Below are 18,598 nucleotides of genomic sequence, written 5' to 3'. Positions count from 1 at the left end.
ATAGTCGGCCGGTAGAATCCCCTTCGTTCATCTATGAGTGCCTCCATGGACCCGATCCTGCTCGGCAAAGGCGTCACCGACGACATCGCCGTCACCCTGCTCCCGCGTTTTGGCAACCGCCACGGCCTGGTGGCCGGCGCCACCGGCACCGGCAAGACGGTGACGTTGATGACGCTGGCCGAGGGCTTCTCGCGGATCGGCGTGCCTGTGTTCCTGGCCGACGTGAAGGGCGATGTGGCCGGTCTGGCGGTCGCCGGCGAGATCAGTGACAAGCTGGCCCAGCGCGCGGCCGACATCGGTGTGGAAGGCTACGCGCCGGCCGCCAGTCCCACCGTGTTCTGGGACCTGTACGGCAAACTCGGCCATCCGGTACGCACCACCGTCAGCGAGATGGGCCCGACCCTGCTGGCGCGCATCCTGGAGCTCAACGACACCCAGGCCGGTGTGCTCGATATCGTGTTCAAGCTGGCCGACGACCGCGGCCTGCTGCTACTGGACCTGGATGATCTGCGCGCGCTGTTGAACCTGGTCGCCGAGGAGCGCAAGGACATCTCCACCGGGTACGGACTGGTCAGCGCGCAGTCGGTGGCGGCGATCCAACGTGCATTGCTGCGCCTGTCGCAGGACGGCGGCGAAGCCTTCTTCGGCGAGCCGGCACTGGAGCTGGCCGAGATCATGCGCGTCAACCACGACGGCCGCGGCGTGATCGGCATCCTCGCCGCCGCCCAGCTGATCCTCAAGCCGCGCCTGTATTCGACCTTCCTGCTGTGGTTGCTGTCGGAGCTGTTCGAAACACTGCCGGAAGTGGGCGACCTGGAAAAGCCCAAACTGGTGTTCATCTTCGACGAGGCCCACCTGCTGTTCGACGATGCCCCGCCGGCGCTGGCGCAGCGCATTGAGCAGGTGGTGCGGCTGATCCGCTCCAAGGGCGTGGGCGTGTACTTCTGCTCGCAGTTTCCCGATGACGTACCCGCCAACATCCTGGGCCAGCTCGGCAATCGCGTGCAGCATGCACTGCGCGCGTTCACGCCGCGCGACCAGAAGGCGGTCAAGACCGCCGCCGAGACCTTCGTGCCCAACCCCAAACTGGATGTCACCGCCACGCTCTCGCAGCTGGGCACCGGCGAAGCCCTGGTCTCCACGCTGCAGGACAAGGGCATTCCCTCGCCGGTACAGAAAACCCTGATCGCGCCGCCGCGCTGCCGCATGGGCGCGATCACCGAGGCGGAGCGTGCGCAGGTACGCGCAGGCAGCCCGGTCGGCACCCGCTACGACACCGCCATCAATCGCGAATCGGCCGCCGAACGGCTGGCCCAGCGTGCGCAGAAGGTGGTGGAACAGGCCGACGCCCCCAAGGCCCGCACCCGCGAGCAGGACGACGAACAGGACAGCGGCTTTGGCCAGGCGATCAAGGATGCGATCTTCGGCACCAGGCGCCGCCAGGGCATGCTCGAAACCATGGCCAAGCAGACCACCCGCACCGTCGGCACCAAGCTGGGCAACCAGATCGTGCGCGGCATCCTCGGTGGCATCTTCGGCGGAAAGCGCTGACTCCATGAGCCGCTGGCGCCCTCCCGCTGAAAAAAGTACCGCACTGATCACCGCGCCGGGCCATGCGCGGCTGAAGGCCGAGCTCGATGAGCTGTGGCGGCAGCGCCGGCCGGAAGTGGTCAAGGCACTGGCCGCCGCCGCCGCAGAAGGTGACCGTTCGGAGAACGCCGAATACACCTACCGCAAGAAGCAGCTGGGCGAGATCGACCGCCGCGTGCGTTACCTCAGCAAACGGCTGGAAGCACTGCGCGTGGTCGATACCCGGCCCAGTGATCCGGACGCGGTGTTCTTCGGTGCGACAGTCGAACTGGAGAACGTGGACTCGGGCGAAACGGTGATCTATCGCATCGTCGGTCCGGATGAAACCGACGCGCCCGCCGGCTGGATCAGCATCGATTCGCCGCTGGCGCGCGCGCTGCTGAAGAAGCGCGTCGATGACGAATTCACCGTGGAGCTGCCCGCCGGACCACACACCTTCGCCGTGCTGTCCATCCACTATGCGCCGGACTGACCGCGCCGAAAATTCGCGCAATCCGCACATACGCCAGCGCATGCAGAAACCACGCGTGCACCATGGAATCAAGGGGATGTGAGCCTCCTGCCGCGTCCGGTCATCGTGTATTTGACCCGCGCCCCTGCCGCATGTTTTTTCTTCGCGGTTAGCCATCGCGAAAGGACGCCAGATGCAGGTGCTTGACCCGGAAAAAACCACAGCCAGCGGTGACCTCAGCAGCAACCCGCGCCGCCCGGCGCGCACCGGCATCGTGATCGATGCCTCCTGCGATGTGGCGCCGGCTTTTCTCGCCAGCGCGGATGTGGCGGTGATTCCGATTCCGATCCGGATCGGCAGCACCACCTACATCGACCAGCATGACGCCAGCGCCACCGCCCGTTACATGCGCGAGAACGCCAACGGCGAAGGCGCCACCGGACAGTCCCTGCCGCTGGATGCGGCACAGATGAGCCGTTTCTTCCTGGAACACTTCGCGCTGGACTACGACTCGGTCTATTGCCTGACCATCACCGCCAGCCGCAGCCCGATCCACGAGGCTGCCAGCCACGGCAGCCTGCTGGCCACCAGCGCCATCCGCCAGGCCCGCCAGGAAAAAGGTATCGCCCGTCCGTTCCAGTTCCGGGTCATCGACACACGCAACATGTTTGCCGGCTCCGGCATTCCCGCCATGGTGCTGCAGGACCTGCTGCGCGCGCAGGTGCCGGCCAAGGACATCCGCGGCGAACTGCAGCGCATCATCGACGCCACCCACACGTATTACGTGCCCGACAACCTGGGCTACGCACGCGCCCGCTCGCGGGTGCGCGGCGATCGCAGCATCAGCCTGGCCAGCGTGCTGCTGGGCGGCGCGCTGGATATCAAACCCATCGTGCTGGGCCGCCAGGGCGATACCCGCCCGGTCGCCAAGTGCCGTGGACGCGCTGACGCATGGGCCCGCCTGTTCGCGGTTGCCGCCCGCCAGGTGCAACGCGGCCTGTACGCGCCGCACGTGATCATCTCCTACGCCGGCCCCCTGCAGGATCTGCACGGTTCGCCCGCGCTGGAACAGCTGCGCGCCGCCTGCGCGCAGGAGAAGGTCAGTCTGCATCTGCTGCCGATGAGCATCACCGGGATGATGAACATCGGTCCGGGCGGACTGACCTTGGCGTTCGCTGGCGAGAGCCGCGACATCGCGTTCTGACAAGCGCGCGGAGCGGTTGCGCGCGCGCCGCTACACGATCACGCTCAGCTGGCAGAACCAGTGCGTCAACCCGATCTGCGCAGCGACGTTGCGACCTCAGCGCAGTGCCGGAGGATAGGAGCGTCCGTCGCGCAGCGTGCGGAAGTAGTCGGCCTGCGCATAGAAATCCGGATCCTGCCGGGGGTGCCAGCCGGGAATGCCGGCCAAGGGCAAGGGCCGCAGTTCGGCGGGCGTGGCAAGAACAGCGCCATCGGCAATGGCCGCGGCGACACGCGCAACGCAGGCAAGATCCTCTCCCGCCCGCACCACCACGCACTTGCCAACCAGCAACCGTCCCGGCACCAGCATCTGCTCCATCAGCGCATGGCCGATGACCGCGGCAACCGCGATATCGCCATTGCGCCACTGCGCGGCATGGGTATGGAACAGCCGGGGCCACTCGTGCGTGTCCCAGGCATCGAGTAGACGGCTGTCGCGTACCCGCACGATGACCCCGGTCTCGTCGAACTGGGTCAGCGCCTGCTGCGCACGATTGCGCTCGCCCGGCCCCATCTGCGCGATGTGCCGGCACTGTTGCAGGTTGAGGGCATGCTTGATGGCCGGATGACGCACCCAGACCATCGCATTGAACAGGTCATGCCAGTTCTGCGGGCGCGTGGCGATGTATCCCTGCGCGATACGGGTCTCGTAATGCAGGCCGTCGACCAACAATGCACCGTCCTGCTCCACGAACCGCTTGCCCGACGGTGGCATGCGCGCGTTGAGCGCGGCGATGGTGGGCCACGCCGGGGCCGTCATCCAGTCGCGACAGGCACCAAAGTCGGCGAATAGCGGATGCGTGAAACACGCTGCCGCCACCTCCCCGCGGGGCGGGGCGATGAAGCGGCGCCGGCCGTTGCCAGCGCCTGGAGCCATGACCGATCCGGTCACAGCACCCTGAGGTCGAACGCCGGCTTGGCGTGCTCGATGACCGCGTCACCGAACAGGTCATGCTCGTCGCTGTCGGTGATCTGGACATTGACGAACTGGCCTACGTGCAGCTTGGCTTCATCGGCGTTCTGGATATGCACCAGGCCATCGATTTCCGGGGCATCGGCCTTGGAGCGGGCCACCGCGATACCGTCTTCGATACCGTCGATCAGGCACTGCTGCACGCTGCCGATCTTGGCTTCGAGTTTGGCGGCGGAAATGGCGGCCTGCTTCTCCATGAAACGGGCCAGACGTTCCTGCTTCACGTCCTCCGGCACCGGGTCCGGGAGGTCGTTGGCGGTGGCGCCTTCCACCGGCGAGTAGGCAAACGCGCCGACGCGGTCGAGCTGGGCGGTATCGAGGAAATCCAGCAATTGCTCGAACTCGGCATCGGTCTCGCCCGGGAAGCCGACGATGAAGGTCGAGCGCACGGTGATGTCCGGGCAGATCTGCCGCCAGCGCAGCACCCGCTCCAGGGTCTTGTCGACCGCGCCCGGACGCTTCATCAGCTTGAGGATGCGCGGGCTGGCGTGCTGGAACGGGATGTCCAGGTACGGCAGGATCTTGCCTTCGGCCATCAGCGGCACCACGTCGTCCACGTGCGGGTACGGGTAGACGTAGTGCAGGCGGGTCCAGGCATCCAGCTCGCTCAAACCTTCGCACAGCGCCTTCATCCGCGTGGCGTATTCCCTGCCGCGCCAGGTGCCCGGCGCGTATTTGCGGTCCACGCCGTAGGCCGAGGTGTCCTGCGACACCACCAGCAGCTCGCGTACGCCCCCCTTGACCAGACGCTCGGCCTCGCGCAGCACCTCGTCAACCGGACGCGACACCAGATCGCCGCGCATCGAGGGAATGATGCAGAAGCTGCAACGGTGGTTGCAGCCTTCGGAAATCTTGAGATAGGCGTAATGCCGCGGGGTCAGCTTGATGCCGTAGTCCGGGACCAGATCCACGAACGGGTTGTGCTTGGGCGGCAGCGCGGCATGCACCGCCTCCATCACCGTGGTGTAGTCCTGCGGACCGGAGACCGACAGCACGTCCGGGTAATGCTCGCGGATCATGTCGCCCTTCTTGCCCAGGCAGCCGGTGACGATGACCTTGCCGTTCTCGTTCATCGCCTCGCCAATGGCATCGAGCGATTCGGCCACGGCCGAGTCGATGAAGCCGCAGGTATTGACCACCACCACGTCGGCCGCGTCATAGGACGGGACGATGTCGTAGCCCTCCACCCGCAGCTGGGTGAGGATGCGCTCGGAATCGACGAGGGCTTTCGGGCAGCCAAGGCTGACGAAGCCGACTTTGGGGTTCAGCTGGGACATGTTCACAGAATTCTGGGGGCCGGAGCCGAAGGGCCGCAGGGCCGGAAAGGCGGCGATTATACCGGTCGTCAGCCGGCACATCCGGCACCATGCTGAACAAGGGCATGCGTTAATTGGCAGCCCCGCAAAGGAGTCCACCCATGTCCCAGTGGATCGATCTTCCCGGCGCCGCCGGCCCGGTCCGTGCCTGGCAAGCCCTGCCCGCCACCACGCCGCGCGGCGGCCTGGTGGTGATCCAGGAGATCTTCGGCGCCAACGCCCATATCCGCGTTGTCGCCGGGCAGTACGCCGCCGACGGCTATGCGGTGCTGGCCCCGGCCTTCTTCGACCTGCTCGAACCCGGCCTGGAGCTGGACTACGACACCGCCGGCACCGCACGCGGCAAGGCACTGGTGGAAGCGCTGGGGGTGGACCGCGCCGTGACCGTGGTCCACGCCGCCGCTGCGGCATTGGCGCCCTATGGCAAGGTCGGCACGGTCGGCTATTGCTGGGGGGGCACCATCGCGCTGCTGGCCGCGCAACGGCTGGGCCTGCCCTCGGCCAGCTACTACGGGGCGCGCAATGTGCCGTTTCTCGACACGCCCTTCAAAGCCCCGGCCATCTTCCACTTTGGCGACCAGGACCCCTCGATCCCTGCCACCGCCGTTGCAGCGCACCGTGAAAAGCAACCGGCAATGCCGGTATATGTGTACCCGGCCGGCCACGCCTTCAACCGCGAGGCCGACCCGCATTACCACGCCCCCAGCGCCACACTGGCGCGCGAACGTACCTTGGCCTTCTTCAGCGAGAACCTGCGATGACCGAAGCTGTGACGTCCGATTTCGAACTCGATTCCCGCCTGGCGACCGACAGCGTGTTGATCGCTGACGGCCCCCTGTCCCAGATCCGGCTGATGAACGACGACCGTTTTCCGTGGATCGTGCTGGTCCCGCGCGTGGCCAACGCCAGCGAGTGGATCGATCTGGATGGCGGTCAGCAGCGCCTGCTGCTGGCCGAGATCAACCAGATCTCGCAGCACCTGAGGCAGAAGCCCAACGTCACCAAGATCAATATCGGCGCGTTGGGCAATATCGTGCGCCAGCTGCATATCCACCTGATCGGGCGCAACGAGAACGACGCCGCCTGGCCGGGGCCGGTGTGGGGCAGCGGCAAGGCGCAGCGCTTTGATGCCGATGTGCTGACCCAGCGTGTCGAAATCTGGCGGCAGCGGCTACGATAGGCCACCTTCACCGACGGACACACCAGCCGATGCGCTCCAACCTGATCGCCGCCCTGATCCTGATCATCGTCGGCCTGTTTTTCCTGGCCAAGAACCTGGGCTGGATCAACGGCAATATCGGCTCGATGCTGGCCACCTGGTGGCCGGCGATCCTGGTGGCGGTGGGCATCGGCATGCTGTTCGGCCGCGGCAAGTAAGCCGCCGCAACGACCGGAAAGCAGAAGGGCGCGGAATTCCGCGCCCTTTTTCGTATCGCCCCACGGCCACCATCAGGTGCGCGGCAGGGTCACCCCGGTCTGGCCCTGGTACTTGCCGCCGCGATCCTTGTACGAGGTTTCGCAGATGTCGTCCCGGTCCGCCTGGAAGAACAGCATCTGCGCCACGCCTTCATTGGCATAGATGCGCGCCGGCAGTGGCGTGGTATTGGAGAACTCCAGCGTCACATGCCCCTCCCACTCCGGTTCCAGCGGGGTCACGTTGACGATGATCCCGCAGCGCGCGTAGGTGCTCTTGCCCAGGCACACCACCAGCGTGTCACGAGGAATGCGGAAATACTCCACGGTGCGGGCCAGCGCGAAGCTGTTCGGCGGGATGATGCACTCGTCGGCCTCGATATCGACAAAGCTCTTCGGATCGAAATGCTTCGGATCGACGATGGTGGAGTTGATGTTGGTGAACACCTTGAACTCGCGCGAGCAACGCACGTCATAGCCGTAGCTGGAGGTGCCGTAGCTGACGATCCGTTGGCCATCCACCTGCTTCACCTGGCCGGCCTCGTACGGCGCGATCATGCCGTGCTGCTCGGACATGCGGCGGATCCAGCGGTCGCTCTTGATGCTCATTCAGTGTGATCCTGGTTTCGTTGCGCCGCAACATGCCTGCGGCTGGGGTGGTCGATTCTAGCCCAGGCCCGGCACCAGACCACAGCCGCGAATCCTCATCACCTATATATAGGAAGGGGCCGGATGCCGGCCCCTTGCGCAGAGCGCCCTCAGAGCAACGAGGCGCTGATCGGAATGCTGGCGCGCGGACGCTTGTCCAGTTCCTCCACCATCCGTCGTGCCGCAGCCAGGTAGGCCTGCGCCGCCGCTGATTCCGGTGCCGCCGCGACAATTGGCGTGCCGGCATCCCCCTGCTCGCGGATGCCGATATCCAGCGGCAGCGAGCCCAGCAACGGCACACCGTACTGCTCGGCGATGCGCTGGCCGCCGCCTTCGCCGAACAGATGCTCGACATGGCCACAGTTCGAACAGGTGTGCACGGCCATGTTCTCGACGACGCCCAGCACCGGCACTTCGACTTTTTCGAACATTTTCAGCGCCTTGCGCGCATCCAGCGTGGCGATGTCCTGCGGCGTGGTCACGATCACCGCACCGGCAACGGGAATCTTCTGCGACAGCGTCAGCTGGATGTCACCGGTGCCCGGCGGCAGGTCGATCAGCAGGACGTCCAGGTCGTCCCACAGCGTGTCGTTGAACAGCTGGGTCAGCGCCGTGGTCGCCATCGGTCCACGCCAGATCATCGGCGAGTCTTCCTCGATCAGGAAGCCGATCGACATCGCCTCCACACCGAACGCCCGCAACGGCTCGATGGTCTTGTTGTCCGGACTTTCCGGACGACCGCTCAAGCCAAGCATCGCCGGCACGCTTGGACCATAGATGTCCGCATCCAGCACCCCGACCCGCGCACCCAACGCCTTCAGCGCCAACGCCAGGTTCACCGACGTGGTGGATTTGCCCACCCCGCCCTTGCCCGAGCCCACCGCAATGACATTGCGGATGCGGGGATGGGGGGAGAGGCCCTTCTGGACGCGATGGGAGGCCAACGAGGCAAATGGAGAGGCTGATTTCATACCACAGGTTTCCTATGAAACATTTTCAAAATTAGTGCATTTCCATGAATTATTCGTTAATGTCAGGTTACGTTCATGAAGGCGACCAAGGCGACTTCATTGCCAACTTGGCCACTAAGCATGTACCGCCGATTCTAGACTCCAAGGGAGAGATACACGTGCAGAGCAGCAAGACCAATTCATTCAAGCGCAATGTGCTGAGCAGCGCTCTACTGACAGCGATCATTTTGCCGGGCGCCGCTTTTGCCCAAGACCAAGCCGCTGCCAGTGGCGAGAAGGCAACCAACCTTGATCGTGTCTCGGTCGTCGGTTCGCGCATCAAGCGCGTGGACGTAGAAGGTCCGGCTCCGGTCACGGTCATCACCCGTGCAGATATCGACCGCGAGGGTTTCCAGACCGTCGGCGACATGCTGCAGACGCTGACCCAGAACACCACCAGTTCGTTCACCGGCGACCTGGCCGTCACCGGCTTCACGCCGAACGCCCAGGTAGTGAACCTGCGCAACCTGGGCCCGGGCTACACCCTGACCCTCATCAACGGCCGCCGCCCGGCGCAGTACCCGCAGCCTTACAACCGCGACAACAACGTGGTCAACATCAAGGCAATCCCGAGCGCGATCGTCGAGCGCGTGGAAGTGCTGACGGGCGGCGCCTCGGCGATCTACGGCTCTGACGCGGTTGCCGGTGTGGTCAACATCGTCACCCGCAAGAACTATGACGGCAACGAAATCCGCCTGAGCGCCGGCACCACCGAGGAAGGTGGCGGCGACAGCTTCAAGCTCGAATACACCGGTGGCACCACCGGCGACCGCTGGACGGCGATGTATGCGTTCCAGTACAACGCCAACGAACCTGTGTTCGCCAGCCAGCGCGATGTCCTGGCTGACACCCGCAACAATCCGTATGGCATCGCGGTCAACCCGGGCCTGAGCCTGGTGGCACTGAGCGCCGCCGGCCTCAACGGCCACATCCGGAACCACAACGTGGTGTATGACGCCGCAGCCTGTGATGCGCTGGGCTTCACCACGGTGACTACGCCCGCGCGCGGCACCTACTGCGGTAGCTACGACAGCAGCGCCAGCCGCTCGATCTCGAACAAGAACAACTCTTACAGCGGCTATTTCTCGGGCACGTTCGATTTCACCGACAACATCCAGGGCTTCGGCAACGTCAGTTACTACACCACCGACGCCAAGGCGTCCGGCGGTACCGAATTCTGGGGCACGTCGGGCGACCGTTTCACCAAGAGCCCGACCGGTGCGGCCACCAGTGCCTACTACGATGCCACGCTCAAGGACCTGATTCAGCTGCAGCGCGTATTCATGCCGTCCGAACTCGGCGGCAACGAAGCTGCTTCGACGCTGTACGACGAGCAGACCTACGACATCACCTTGGGCGTGACCGGCACCATCGCCGACCGCTTCGACTGGGAAGCCAGCGTCAACTACGGCAAGTACGAGTACGAAGCCGATCGCCCGCGCCTGCTGGCCAAGGCTGTCCACGATTACTTCCTGGGCCCGCAGCTGGGCTACAACGGCAATTACCCTGTCTACAATCTGAATCTGGACCGCTGGAACGCGCCGATCACCCCAGAGATCTACCGCTCGTTCGCCACGCGGGTCAAGAACAAAGCCGAATCCACCTCCGGTACGGCCAACTTCAACGTCAGCGGCGACCTGTTCGAGTTGCCGGCGGGTCCGCTGGGCTTTGCCGCAGTGCTTGAAGCCACCCGCCAGACGACCGACCTGGTCAGCGACTACCGCACCGATCAGACCCGTCCGATCGACGAGAACACGATCTACAACCTGACCAGCTCTGGCGAAACCCACGGCTCGCGTGACCGCTATGCCGTCGGCGCCGAATTCCGCGTGCCGATCTTCAGCAACCTGTCGATGAACCTCGCCGGCCGCTGGGACAAATACGACGACATCACCGCGGTAGACGACGCCAAGACCTACAACATCGGCCTGGAATTCCGTCCGTTCGACAACCTGCTGCTCCGCGGCTCGTATGCCACCAGCTTCCGCGCTCCGGACATGCAGCTGGTCTATGCCCAGGGTGCCGCGTCCTTCTCGACCATCCTGGACGAATACAGCTGCCGTTCGGGCACCGGTCTGGGCCAGGCAGCGGGCACGCCGGGGCGTACCCGCGCTCAGTGCAATACCACCAATGACATCACGCTCTACCAGGCACAGTCGTTGATTGCCGGCAATCCGCTGCTGAAGGAAGAGGAAGGGAAGTCCTGGGGTGCCGGCTTCGTGTGGGACATCGTCGACAACATGTCGCTCACGGTGGACTACTACAAGATCCGCCTGCAGGATGCTTCCACGCAGCTCAGCTCTACCTACCTGCTGCAGAACGAAGCGAACTGCCGCCTGGGCACGCGTCCTGATGGCTCGGCGTTTGAGTACAGCATGGATTCGGCGTACTGCCAGAACCTCACCTCGCTGGTCACGCGCACCAGCGCACCGGGCACGACGCTGGATGGCCGCATCCAGAAGATCAACACCGCCTATATCAATGCAGCGCTGCAGGAAACCAGCGGCATTGACGCCTCGTTCAAGTACTCCTACGACACCGACCGTCTGGGCACCTTCAAGCTGGACCTGGGCTACTCGCTGGTGTTGACCAACAAGTACCAGGAGAACGACGACGATACGCTGACCGACTACCGTGACCTGCCGCTGTTCGACTACAGCCAGCGCAGCCGTGCCCGCGGCACCCTGGGCTGGAGCCGCGACGACTGGGCGGTGACCCTGTTCGGTACCCGTATCGGTTCCAATTGGAACAATGCGTGGGACAAGCGCCTGGCACCGTGGATGGTCTACAACCTGCAGGTCGGCAAGAAGTTCACCCCGAACGTACGCGCCGAGTTCACGGTCATCAACCTGACCAACAACCAGTTCCGCGAAGATCCGACCTATACCGCCTACCCGTACTTCCAGCAGTACATCGGCGCGGATCCGCTGGGCCGCCGTTACAACCTGACCGTGTCCTACCGTTTCTGATAGGGCCACTTTCGTGACACACGGAGCCCGGCTAAATGCCGGGCTCCGTTTTCCTACACCCGTCATCCAAGGAGTATGGATTTGAAGTACCTCACCCCTCTGATGCTGGCGATCGCACTGGCCGGCGCCGGTAGCGCACACGCGCAGCAGTACTCGGTCAAGGATTTCATGGGGCATGCCGCCTATGGCAATGCACGCATATCCCCGAACGGTGAATACCTCGCGGTCACCGTCGATCATGGTGATCAGGATGTCCTCACCGTGTTGCGGACCTCGGACCTGAAGGTACTGAAGGTCAACCAGCTGCCGGACAAGAAGAGCGTCGGCTCCTTCCAGTGGATCTCGCCTGACAGGCTGATGTTCAACGCGGTAAAGAAGATGGGCGGCTTCGCCCAGCCGTTCAATACCGGCGAATGGTTTGCGGTGAACGCCGATGGCACGCAGCCTGTGCCTGTCATCTTCTACGGCACCCGTGACGCCACCCAGCGCGGCAAGACGGTGGGGGCCGAGAGCTACTCCCTGCTTGACTCGCTCAAGGGCGACGACCGCAATGTGATAATGCAGGCCCGATATCCGCGCTCAACGGAAGGCGCGGGCACGGAGGTGTACCGGGTGGATACCGTCAGCGGCCGCCGCACCTCGCTTGGCCGCGCGCCGAAGTCCAATTGTTCCATCGCCCTGGACGCCGCCAAGGAACCGCGCTTTGCGGTGTGTTCCTCCAGCCGTGACGAATCCGGCGAATACGACGAGCGCACTGAGCTGTATCGCCGCGACGGCCAGAACTGGACCCTGGTGAACGCCTCCAAGACCGATGGCAAGCATCTCTGGGTGGACCGCACCACGGACGATGGAATCGTGTACGCCAGCCAAGACGACGGCAAGGCGCCAGCGGCCATGGGCACCCTGGACACCACTACCGGCGAATTCCGCCAGCTGTTTGCCGATCCGGTGGCCGAGGTTTCCCGAGTGATATGGTCTACCGACCGCAATACACCCCTGGCCGTGGTGACCGAGGCCGGCGCCCCGAAAGTGACGATGCTCAATGAATCGCACCCGGATGCGGAGTTGTATGCATCGCTGGCAGCCGCTTTCGATGGGCAGATGGTGGATTTTTCCAGCTATACCGAAGATGGCCGGAAAATTCTGGTGTCGGTCTACAGCGACGCCAATCCAGGCGAGCTTTACCTGTACGACCGCGACAGCGGCAAAGCCCGCTTTCTGATGACGCGCCAAGCGCATCTGGATCCGAAGAAGCTGGCAACCACGCGCCCCTTTTCTTTCACTGCGCGTGATGGCCGCGCCATCTATGGCTATCTGACCATCCCCAACGGCAGCGACGGCAAGAATCTGCCACTGATCGTCAATCCGCATGGCGGACCGATCGGCCCCCGCGACAACTGGGGCTACAACCCCGAAGCCCAATTGTTCGCCAGCCGCGGTTACGCCACGCTGCAAGTCAATTTCCGCGGATCTGGTGGATACGGCAAGGCGTTCGAGAACGCGGGCCATCAGCAATGGGGCCAAGGTATCCAGAATGACATCCTCGATGCCACACATTGGGCGATCGACAACGGCCATGCGGATCGCAACCGGATCTGTATATACGGCGGCAGTTTCGGCGGCTATTCATCACTAATGGCACCGATCCGCGAGCCCGGGTTGTTCAAATGCACCTTCGGTTACGTCGGCGTGTACGACATCGACATGATGTTCAAGCGTGGCGACATTCCCGATAGCGCGAATGGCCAGCGCTTCCTGCGCCGCACCCACGGTACTGATGCGAGCATCTGGGCGCAGAACTCACCGGCGCGCCGCGCCGCCGAGGTGAAGATTCCTGTTTACCTCGCTGCTGGCGCACGTGATGTGCGGACACCGCCGGAACAGACTGAACTGATGGCCAAAGCCCTGACCGAAGCGGGCAACAAACCGGAGGGGATCATCATCCAGCCAGGTGAAATGCATGGTTTCTACGGCGAAGAAGCCCGGGTGAAGGTCTACACGGAAATGCTGAACTTCTTCAATCGCCACATCGGCGAAGGCAAGGTCAGCGTGGGAGGCCCCGCCCCGGCGATCGACGGCACCTGAACGCCGTCACATCCGCGCGCCAGATACGTCCTGGCAGAGGGCAACGAAGGGGCGTTCACGCCCCTTCGTTCCGCCGGAGAGAGTGACTTTCGGCAATTTCGCCCAACGTTTCGACCACCCAATATCCCCCGACGACATGGACAGCACCAAGGAAACCACAGATGCGTAGAAGCGCCGCCACCCTCACCGTTCTACTGTTGGCAATGGCCAGCACCGACCTGGCCTGGGCCGGAAAGAACACTGCCCCCCTGACTGAGGACCCAACCCAGGATGCGCTGATGATCAGCGCCGGCTTCCTCAATGGCCATCCGGATCTGCGCTTCAGGCTGCTGGCGCTGGAAAAGCGCCAAGCCGGAAAGCTCGATGACGCCTTCAAGTTTTTTCAGCGGGCTGCGTATTACGCAGACAAGCCCTCGCAGGGCATGGTGGCTGAGATGCTGTGGAATGGTACGGGTACCCCACAGGACAAGTCAGCCGCTTACGCTTGGATGGATATGGCCGCAGAGCGCGGTTACGAGGGATTTCTCGAGCTCCGCGAACGTTACTGGGCGGCTCTCGACGAAGCACAGCGGGAGCGCGCGATCAGTCTGGGGCAGGATATCTACGCGCGTTATGGAGACGAGGCGGCACTCCCACGAATCGCCAACGAGATCCGCAAGGAGCGAAAAGCCGTGACAGGCAGCCGTACGGGCTTCGCCGGCAACTTGAAGATCTACGTGCCCGGTCCTGCCGGCAGCATGGAGGAGATCGACGCAACAAAGTTCTACGACGACCGCTATTGGGATCCGAAGCAGTACCAGGCCTGGCATGACGCGATCTGGATGAAGCCGCGAGTGGCGCGGGTGGATATCGGCGGTGTGGAGCAGGTGCCGGCCGCGCCTGACAAGCACTCGCGCATTCCCCAGGTGGCGCCACAGGTGGATGCTCCAGAACCGGTCACGGAGGACGCAATGCCAAAGCTGAACGAGGGCGCAGGAAAGCGCTGAACACGTTCCGGAACCATCCCCAACGGCCGCATCAGCGGCCGTTGTCTTTCAGTATCTCCCGCGCCGCATTGTGCCCCGGCGCTCCAGTGACGCCGCCGCCGGGATGGGTGCCGGAGCCGCACAGATACAGGCCCGGGATCGCACCGCGATAGTTGGCCTGGCCGATCATCGGCCTGGCACTGAACAGCTGGTTGAGGCTCAACGCGCCATGGAAGATATCGCCTCCGATCAGGCCGAAGGTTCGCTCCAGATCCAGCGGACTCAGGATCTGCCGGCCCAATACGGAATCGGCAAAACCCGGGGCGTACTTGTCGACCGTGGCGACCATCAGGTCGGCCACTTCCTCGCGGTGATCGTCCCAGCTGCGCCCCTCGGGCAGTTGCGGCGCGACGTGCTGGCAGAACAGGCTGGCCACGTGCTGTCCCGGCGGCGCCAGCGAGTCGTCCAGGGTACTGGGGATCAGCATTTCCACCACCGGCTCGCGCGACCAGCCGTACTGGCGTGCGTCCAGATACGCGCGATCCATGTAGTCCAGGCCCGGGGCAAGGATGATGCCGGCGGTGAGATGGTCGCCCGGCCCGGGCAGCGCGCGGAAGTCTGGCAGCCGCGACAACGCCACGTTCATGCGGAATGTGCCCGATCCACAACGCCAGTTGTGCATGCGCTCCCGCATGGCGACGGGCACATCGGCCGGATCACACAGTTGCTCGTACAGCAGCTTCGGATTGACGTTGGCGACGACAGCGTTGGCGTGCAGTTCTTCGCCGCTGCCGGTGACCACGCCGACCACCCTGCCCTGTTCGACCAGCACCTTCGCAACGCCCATTCCGGTACGGATCTCCACCCCCGCCGCCAAGGCCGCGCGCGCCATCGCCTGGGTGATCGCGCCCATGCCGCCGACGGCATGCCCCCAGGCCCCTTTAACGCCATTGCTCTGGCCGAACACGTGGTGCAACAGCACGTAGGCGGTGCCAGGCGTATACGGACTGGCGTAATTGCCGACAATGCCGTCGAAACCAAACAGTGCCTTGATCGGGGCGCTCTCGAACCAGCGGTCCAGATACTCGGCCGCCGATAGGGTGAACAGGTCCAGCAGTTCCTGCTTCAGCGCCGCATCCAGCGAGTGCAGTTGCCGTCCGAGCCTGCCAGCCTTCCACAGTTCTGGCAGCGCCTGCAGCCAGCCGCCGTCGCTCACATTGGGCGGCGCCTGCAGCGCAAATGCGCGCAGCACATCGGCAAAAATCTCCAGACGCCGCTCGTAGGCCGGCAGCCGCTCGGCATCCCGCGCCGAGAATTTGGCCACTTCGGCCTGCGTGCGCCCGCCACCGGCCAGCAGGTACCGGCCCTGCGGCAAGGGCAGGAAATTGTTGATCCGCCGCGGCACCACCCGCAGGCCATGCCGCTCCAGCGCCAGCTCGGCGATCACCTTGGGCTGCAGCAGCGACACGGTATAAGCGGCCACCGAATTGCGGAAACCCGGGTGGAACTCCTCGGTCACCGCCGCACCGCCAACCACGTCGCGCCGCTCCAGCACCAGCACGCGTCTGCCGGCCTTGCCCAGGTAGGCGGCGCAGACCAGGCCGTTGTGGCCGCCGCCGATCACAATCGCGTCCCACGGACGATTCGCTGTCTTGGTCATGGCCGCTGTATAGCACTACCGGCGGCCCGGGCGAACGCATTCGCGGCCCATGACCTTCTACACCCTTTCCTCATCGGTTTCAGGCGTATCTTCCTGCGTTGGCCCCGGCTCCCGCGGCCCCATCTGTGCTCCGAAACCGGCCTGGAGGCCTATCCCGTGATCGCTCGCAAACCGCAGATCCTACTGCTGACCCTGGCCGTGTCGGCCGTGCTGGTCGGCTGCAAGAAAGAAGAAACCCCGGTTGCTCCGGCCGCCGCGCCGGCCGCTGCCGCCACCGAACTGAAGCTGGACGAATCCAAGCTGCCGGCCTACAACGCCTTCAGCGCCGCGGATCTGGATCCCAGCAAGGACGCCTGCACCGATTTCGGCGGCTACGTGAATGACAAGTGGCTCAATGCCAACGAGATTCCGGCCGACCGCACCAGCTGGGGCGCCTTCACCATCCTGGACGAGCGCTCGGTGGCCGTGCAGCACCAGTTGGCCGAGCAGGCCGCGGCGATGAAGAACGCCACCGGCATCGAAAAGATCGTCGGTGACTTCTGGGCCTCGGGCATGGACGAAGCCAAGATCAATGCGCTGGGCATCACCCCGCTGAAGGCCGACCTGGCCGCGATCGATGCGTTGACCGATACCGCCGCCATCGCCAACTACCTGCGCAGCAGCGCGGCCAAGGGCGAGAACATGCTGTTCGGCTTCGGCCCGGAGGCGGACTTCAAGAATTCGACCATGAACATGGCCTACGCCAGCCAGGGCGGCCTGGGCCTGCCGGATACCACCTACTACACCGAGGCCGGCAAGGCCGACAAGCTCAAGGCCTACCAGGACCACGTGGCCAAGGTGCTGGAGCTGGCCGGCGTGCCGGCGGCCGACGCCGCCAAGCAGGCCGAGGACGTGATCAAGTTCGAGACCCGGCTGGCCAAGGCGTCCAAGTCCAGCGTCGAGCTGTCGCGTGACGTGTCGCTGTATTACAACCCGGTCACCGTGGCCGACGCCGACAAGCTGACCCCGAACTTCAGCTGGAGCGCGTTCTTCCAGGCCCAGGGCATCGCCGCGCCGGCGACGTTCTCGCTGGCCATGCCGGCCTTCCACCAGGAAGTGAGCAAGATGCTCGGCGATACCGATCCGGCCGTGTGGCGCGCCTACCTGCGCTTCCACACCGTGGACAGCGCATCGCCCTACCTGAGCAACGATTTCGTGCAGCAGAACTACGCGTTCTACGGCAAGGAACTCAACGGCCAGAAGGAAATCAAGCCGCGCTGGAAGCAGGTGCTGGGTACGCTGGAAAACAACGCCGGTGAAGCCTTCGGCCAGATGTACGTCAAGGTCGCCTTCTCGCCCGAAGCCAAGGCCAAGATGGAAGTGCTGGTGAAGAACCTGGCCGACGCGCTGAAGGACCGCATCCAGAATCTGGCGTGGATGAGCGACGAGACCAAGGCCAAGGCCATCGCCAAGTGGGAAACCTTCACCCCGAAGATCGGCTACCCGGACAAGTGGCGTGACTGGTCGGGCCTGAACACCACCCACGACGATTACCTGGGCAACGTGCGCGCGGCCAACGCCTTCAACTACAAGTGGGCGCTGGGCAAGATCGGCCAGCCGGTGGACAAGACCGAGTGGGGCATGACCCCGCAGATGGTCAACGCCTACTACAACCCGCTGCAGAACGAGATCGTGTTCCCGGCCGCCATCCTGCAGCCGCCGTTCTTCGATCCGAACGCCGACGATGCACTGAACTACGGCGGCATCGGTGCGGTGATCGGCCACGAGATGACCCACGGCTACGACGACCAGGGCAGCCGCTTCGGGCCGACCGGCAACTTCGAGAACTGGTGGACCCCGGCCGACGCCAAGGGTTTCTCCAGCCGCACCGGCAAGCTGGTCAACCAGTTCAACGAGTACAAGGTGGGCGAGCAGAACGTCAACGGCAAGCTGACCCTGGGCGAGAACATCGCCGATCTCGGCGGTCTGGCCACGGCCTACGACGCCCTGCAGAAGGCCACGGCCGGCAAGGAGGATCCGAAGGTGGAAGGGCTGACCCGCGATCAGCGCTTCTTCGCCAACTGGGCCACCGTGTGGCGTACCAAGTACACCCCGGAGAACGCCAAGGTCCGCCTGGCTACCGATCCGCACGCCCCGGCGCAGTTCCGCGCGATGGGCGCGCCATCGAACCTGCCGACCTTCGCCGCCGCGTTCCAGTGCAAGGCCGGTTCGCCGATGGTCCGCACCGGCGACAAGCAGGTGGTGATCTGGTAATCGCGGCCACGCCGTGAGGTGAC

At 64.4% G+C, this 18,598-nt stretch carries 15 protein-coding genes; 10 read left to right on the top strand and 5 right to left on the bottom strand.

Annotated elements, in window-relative coordinates; all coding sequences use genetic code 11:
* Positions 1-45 precede the first annotated feature (45 nt).
* The 3 genes from ACVOMH_RS06660 to ACVOMH_RS06650 all read left to right on the top strand — a co-directional run bounded on the left by ACVOMH_RS06660 (position 46) and on the right by ACVOMH_RS06650 (position 3,245).
* The gene (locus ACVOMH_RS06660; protein WP_481551435.1) at positions 46-1,551 is read left to right on the top strand and encodes a helicase HerA-like domain-containing protein; all 1,506 of its coding nucleotides are present in this window, start codon (positions 46-48) and stop codon (positions 1,549-1,551) included.
* 4 nt (positions 1,552-1,555) lie between these two features.
* Positions 1,556-2,062 (top strand): transcription elongation factor GreB, encoded by a 507-nt coding sequence (greB, locus tag ACVOMH_RS06655; protein ID WP_054658998.1) that lies wholly within the window; start codon positions 1,556-1,558, stop codon positions 2,060-2,062.
* 172 nt (positions 2,063-2,234) lie between these two features.
* Entirely contained in the window at positions 2,235-3,245 is a 1,011-nt protein-coding gene (locus tag ACVOMH_RS06650; RefSeq protein WP_481551434.1) for a DegV family protein, read from the top strand.
* Between the two features lie 96 nt (positions 3,246-3,341).
* Here the strand turns inward: ACVOMH_RS06650 and ACVOMH_RS06645 are convergent, their stop codons facing one another.
* Complete coding sequence (locus ACVOMH_RS06645) at positions 3,342-4,175, bottom strand: DUF3025 domain-containing protein (protein WP_481551433.1); 834 nt, start codon at positions 4,173-4,175, stop codon at positions 3,342-3,344.
* Entirely contained in the window at positions 4,172-5,533 is a 1,362-nt protein-coding gene (gene rimO / locus ACVOMH_RS06640; RefSeq protein ID WP_481551432.1) for a 30S ribosomal protein S12 methylthiotransferase RimO, read from the bottom strand. The genes ACVOMH_RS06645 and rimO overlap by 4 nt, the downstream gene beginning before the upstream one ends.
* 140 nt (positions 5,534-5,673) lie before the next feature.
* Here rimO and ACVOMH_RS06635 point away from each other — a divergent pair, with 140 nt between their 5' ends.
* From ACVOMH_RS06635 to ACVOMH_RS06625, 3 genes are read left to right on the top strand one after another with little or no spacing between them, the layout of a single operon-like run.
* Positions 5,674-6,333 (top strand): dienelactone hydrolase family protein, encoded by a 660-nt coding sequence (locus tag ACVOMH_RS06635; protein ID WP_481551431.1) that lies wholly within the window; start codon positions 5,674-5,676, stop codon positions 6,331-6,333.
* Positions 6,330-6,752 carry an HIT domain-containing protein gene (locus ACVOMH_RS06630; RefSeq protein ID WP_054657687.1) on the top strand — a complete coding sequence of 141 codons (423 nt, stop codon included), beginning with the start codon at positions 6,330-6,332 and terminating at the stop codon, positions 6,750-6,752. Before ACVOMH_RS06635 ends, ACVOMH_RS06630 begins: the two co-directional genes overlap by 4 nt.
* A 29-nt stretch (positions 6,753-6,781) precedes the next feature.
* A complete protein-coding gene (locus tag ACVOMH_RS06625) occupies positions 6,782-6,949 on the top strand; it encodes a LiaI-LiaF-like domain-containing protein (protein ID WP_089153126.1) in 168 nt (55 codons plus the stop codon).
* Between the two features lie 72 nt (positions 6,950-7,021).
* On the opposite strand, the gene dcd is transcribed toward ACVOMH_RS06625, so the two are convergent.
* The gene (gene dcd / locus ACVOMH_RS06620; protein WP_054657685.1) at positions 7,022-7,594 is read right to left on the bottom strand and encodes a dCTP deaminase; all 573 of its coding nucleotides are present in this window, start codon (positions 7,592-7,594) and stop codon (positions 7,022-7,024) included.
* 149 nt (positions 7,595-7,743) lie between these two features.
* Entirely contained in the window at positions 7,744-8,604 is an 861-nt protein-coding gene (gene apbC, locus ACVOMH_RS06615) for an iron-sulfur cluster carrier protein ApbC (RefSeq protein WP_481551430.1), read from the bottom strand.
* A 59-nt stretch (positions 8,605-8,663) separates the two neighbouring features.
* On the opposite strand from apbC, the gene ACVOMH_RS06610 reads away from it, so the two are divergent.
* From ACVOMH_RS06610 to ACVOMH_RS06600, 3 genes are all read left to right on the top strand, one after another.
* On the top strand, positions 8,664-11,612 hold the full coding sequence (locus tag ACVOMH_RS06610; protein ID WP_158499965.1) for a TonB-dependent receptor domain-containing protein: 2,949 nt from the start codon (positions 8,664-8,666) through the stop codon (positions 11,610-11,612).
* Between the two features lie 81 nt (positions 11,613-11,693).
* The gene (locus ACVOMH_RS06605) at positions 11,694-13,697 is read left to right on the top strand and encodes an alpha/beta hydrolase family protein (RefSeq protein ID WP_481523408.1); all 2,004 of its coding nucleotides are present in this window, start codon (positions 11,694-11,696) and stop codon (positions 13,695-13,697) included.
* 161 nt (positions 13,698-13,858) lie between these two features.
* A complete protein-coding gene (locus ACVOMH_RS06600; protein WP_481523407.1) occupies positions 13,859-14,683 on the top strand; it encodes a hypothetical protein in 825 nt (274 codons plus the stop codon).
* A gap of 31 nt (positions 14,684-14,714) precedes the next feature.
* Here the strand turns inward: ACVOMH_RS06600 and ACVOMH_RS06595 are convergent, their stop codons facing one another.
* The gene (locus tag ACVOMH_RS06595) at positions 14,715-16,322 is read right to left on the bottom strand and encodes a phytoene desaturase family protein (RefSeq protein ID WP_481551429.1); all 1,608 of its coding nucleotides are present in this window, start codon (positions 16,320-16,322) and stop codon (positions 14,715-14,717) included.
* A gap of 159 nt (positions 16,323-16,481) precedes the next feature.
* Here ACVOMH_RS06595 and ACVOMH_RS06590 point away from each other — a divergent pair, with 159 nt between their 5' ends.
* A complete protein-coding gene (locus ACVOMH_RS06590) occupies positions 16,482-18,575 on the top strand; it encodes a M13 family metallopeptidase (RefSeq protein ID WP_199398878.1) in 2,094 nt (697 codons plus the stop codon).
* Positions 18,576-18,598 lie beyond the last annotated feature (23 nt).

The organism is Stenotrophomonas sp. STEN013 (assembly GCF_056760355.1).
The sequence above is the reverse complement of the archived record's forward strand: the minus strand, read 5'-3'. Positions and strand labels throughout refer to the sequence as shown.

Bases quoted from the DNA above. Each gene is read 5' to 3' on its own strand.
- apbC (WP_481551430.1), bottom strand. From the start codon at position 8,604: ATGAAATCAGCCTCTCCATTTGCCTCGTTGGCCTCCCATCGCGTCCAG.
- rimO (WP_481551432.1), bottom strand. From the start codon at position 5,533: ATGTCCCAGCTGAACCCCAAAGTCGGCTTCGTCAGCCTTGGCTGCCCG.
- dcd (WP_054657685.1), bottom strand. From the start codon at position 7,594: ATGAGCATCAAGAGCGACCGCTGGATCCGCCGCATGTCCGAGCAGCAC.
- ACVOMH_RS06660 (WP_481551435.1), top strand. From the start codon at position 46: ATGGACCCGATCCTGCTCGGCAAAGGCGTCACCGACGACATCGCCGTC.
- ACVOMH_RS06630 (WP_054657687.1), top strand. From the start codon at position 6,330: ATGACCGAAGCTGTGACGTCCGATTTCGAACTCGATTCCCGCCTGGCG.
- ACVOMH_RS06595 (WP_481551429.1), bottom strand. From the start codon at position 16,322: ATGACCAAGACAGCGAATCGTCCGTGGGACGCGATTGTGATCGGCGGC.
- ACVOMH_RS06610 (WP_158499965.1), top strand. From the start codon at position 8,664: ATGTCAGGTTACGTTCATGAAGGCGACCAAGGCGACTTCATTGCCAAC.
- ACVOMH_RS06600 (WP_481523407.1), top strand. From the start codon at position 13,859: ATGCGTAGAAGCGCCGCCACCCTCACCGTTCTACTGTTGGCAATGGCC.
- greB (WP_054658998.1), top strand. From the start codon at position 1,556: ATGAGCCGCTGGCGCCCTCCCGCTGAAAAAAGTACCGCACTGATCACC.
- ACVOMH_RS06625 (WP_089153126.1), top strand. From the start codon at position 6,782: ATGCGCTCCAACCTGATCGCCGCCCTGATCCTGATCATCGTCGGCCTG.
- ACVOMH_RS06635 (WP_481551431.1), top strand. From the start codon at position 5,674: ATGTCCCAGTGGATCGATCTTCCCGGCGCCGCCGGCCCGGTCCGTGCC.
- ACVOMH_RS06650 (WP_481551434.1), top strand. From the start codon at position 2,235: ATGCAGGTGCTTGACCCGGAAAAAACCACAGCCAGCGGTGACCTCAGC.